The organism is Endozoicomonas sp. SESOKO2 (assembly GCF_024606245.1).
GTDB lineage: Bacteria > Pseudomonadota > Gammaproteobacteria > Pseudomonadales > Endozoicomonadaceae > Endozoicomonas_A.
Genome location: NZ_JAHHPQ010000405.1, coordinates 1 through 2,604, shown reverse-complemented (window position 1 = coordinate 2,604; position 2,604 = coordinate 1). Strand labels below are relative to the sequence as shown.

2 protein-coding genes are annotated in these 2,604 nt (G+C 49.2%); both read left to right on the top strand.

Annotation, left to right across the window (positions count from 1 at the left end):
- Positions 1 to 339 precede the first annotated feature (339 nt).
- Complete coding sequence (locus tag KDK17_RS08845; protein ID WP_257254108.1) at positions 340 to 855, top strand: YgjV family protein; 516 nt, start codon at positions 340 to 342, stop codon at positions 853 to 855.
- Positions 856 to 1,170: 315 nt separating this feature from the next.
- Positions 1,171 to 2,556, top strand: a complete 1,386-nt coding sequence (gene nagE / locus KDK17_RS08840) for an N-acetylglucosamine-specific PTS transporter subunit IIBC (RefSeq protein WP_257254107.1) — start codon at positions 1,171 to 1,173, stop codon at positions 2,554 to 2,556.
- Positions 2,557 to 2,604: the final 48 nt, after the last annotated feature.

Below are 2,604 nucleotides of genomic sequence, written 5' to 3'. Positions count from 1 at the left end.
ATTCGTCGTGCATCCACGGTGACGGCGTAGATAAGTCTACATAATTACAGATTATATTAGATTTTTAGTAGCGGTATTAGCGGTTGGATGAGGAGGTCATTACGTGCAGTGAATGATTATATTGGATAATTTAATGTTTTGAATTATTTTAGTTTGTTACATCTCGCAATAAAATAAGCATGAGGCATAACAAAAAAAGAGCAAATTGCTGATGTATGAAATAATGGAAAGCCAATTGGCTCGCATAAAACAATCCGGCGAATACAGAATATTTACGGACATCAATCGCATTGGAGGCAATTACCCTTGCGTGAGCCAGAGTGAACAAGGGTTGTAAACATGGATAATTACACGCTTTCACAGATCTTGGTATCCATCGCTATTGTGTTTGACCTGTTGTCTTTTCAGTTCAAAATACGCAAACAGGTGGTGTTGTGCCTGTTTATTGCGGGAGCGTTGATTGCGACGCACTTTTACTTACTCAATGCTTTCACAGCGGCCGTGGTTATGACGATTGCGTCAATACGCTATCTGACCAGTTGCTTTACGTCTCGGCCCGGGGTAAGAAACCTGTTTTTGATTATCAATGTTGTGACACTCTTTGTTACCTACGAGTCTTTCATCAGTCTCGTGGCGTTCGTCGGCTCCTGCCTGCAAACGATAGGCGCATTCAGTAAAGACGATCGTGAGATGAGACTGATCATGATGGTGGGGGCGGTAGTTTGGTTGAGCCACAACGTTCTTGTCCTTTCCCCGATGGCCGTCGTCATGGAAGTGCTGTTCCTGCTCAGTAACATCGTGGCCTACCTAAGGTTCTACAACAGGAGTCCAATAGTGACAAAGTCCGAGTACTGAGCTTTACCTCTGTTTCATTCCAGTCAATGAACAGACACCTGGCTCCCATCGCTTAAGCACCTCATTGAGGTGCTCTCTGAAGTGGTGTGTCATATGTGACTACTGACACCAAATGTTCCGTTTGCTTTTTTGCTCTGGGTCAATAACGGGTTAATCTCCTTACGAAACCTTCACAACACAGTTGAACTGGTGCATTGTGACCGGTTACATTTCGTCCCAAACCATACGCTGCCCATCAAGAGTCTGTCTTTTTGAGTTCCACGGGGTTTTGATTAAGGTTTGTGCAGTGACGTTAAAATCTAAGGGGTAACTATTTTGAACATTCTTGGCTATATGCAGAGATTGGGTAAGGCATTAATGCTGCCCATCGCCACTCTGCCTATTGCGGCAATTCTGCTGCGTCTGGGGCAGCCTGACCTGCTGGATATTGCCTTTGTCGCAGAAGCGGGTAACGCGATCTTCAGTAACCTGCCTTTGCTGTTTGCGATGGGTATTGCTGCCGGACTGTCAAAGGACGATGCCGGTGCTGCGGTGCTGGCGGGTGCAGTGGGTTATTTTGTACTGACTGCCGGGGCCAAGACCATCAATGCTGACATTGATATGTCATTCTTTGGCGGCATTATCGCCGGTATCATTGCCGGTCACAGTTACAATCGTTTTCATGCGGTAGCTCTGCCACCTTACCTGGCGTTCTTCGGCGGCAAACGTCTGGTTCCGATCATGACCGGTCTGATTGCCCTGGCTGTCTCTGTAGTAGCAGGTTATGTATGGCCAGTCATCCAGTCTGCCATTGATGCATTTGCTAATGGAATTTCTGAGTCTGGGCCTATTGGGCAGTTTGCTTACGGGGTGCTGAACCGTGGCCTGATTCCGGTAGGTCTGCACCATGTTGTGAACTCTGTTTTCTGGTTTGGCTTCGGTGAATTCACCAATGCTGCCGGTGAGGTAGTAACGGGTGATTTGCCTCGTTTCTTTGCCGGTGACCCCACTGCCGGTACTTTCATGGCGGGCTTCTATCCGGTCATGATGTTCGGTTTGCCTGCTGCTGCGCTGGCTATGTATCTGGCGGCACCTAGAGAAAATCGTGCCCGTGTGGGTGGTGTTCTGCTGTCTGTCGGTGCAACTGCCTTTCTGACCGGTGTCACTGAGCCTCTGGAGTTCATGTTCGTATTCCTGGCGCCAGGCCTCTACGCTGTTCACGCAGTGCTGACCGGACTGTCTCTGGTGGTCACCAACATGTTTGGTGTTCTGCATGGCTTTGGCTTCTCTGCAGGTGCGCTGGATATGGCTCTGAACTGGGGGCTGGCTACCAAGCCTGTGACACTGGTGTTCATTGGTCTGGCCTTCTCTGTTATCTACTTCTGTGTGTTCTACTTCGCCATCAGGGCTTTCAACCTTAAGACCCCGGGCCGTGAAGATGAGGAGCCGGAGGCAGTAACATCTTCTGGAGCAGTCAGTGGCTCAGAGCGTGCTCTGCGTTATATTGAACTACTGGGTGGAGAGGACAATCTGACCTCTGTTGAAGCCTGTATCACCCGTCTGCGCCTGACTCTGGCCAACCGTGACCTGATCAATGAAGCCGGTCTGAAAGCCTTGGGTGCCAAAGGGGTGGTGAAGCTTGGCGAAAATAACCTGCAGGTGATTCTCGGGCCTCAGGCTGAAATCATTGCGGGTGAAATAAACGCTAAAATGCTGCGCTAGCAGCCTGTCGGACTTAAGGCTGTCCTACTGCGGTTGCAATAAATTGGT

Coding starts and splice junctions, on each gene's coding strand:
- KDK17_RS08845 (WP_257254108.1), top strand. CDS start 340: ATGGATAATTACACGCTTTCACAGATCTTGGTATCCATCGCTATTGTG.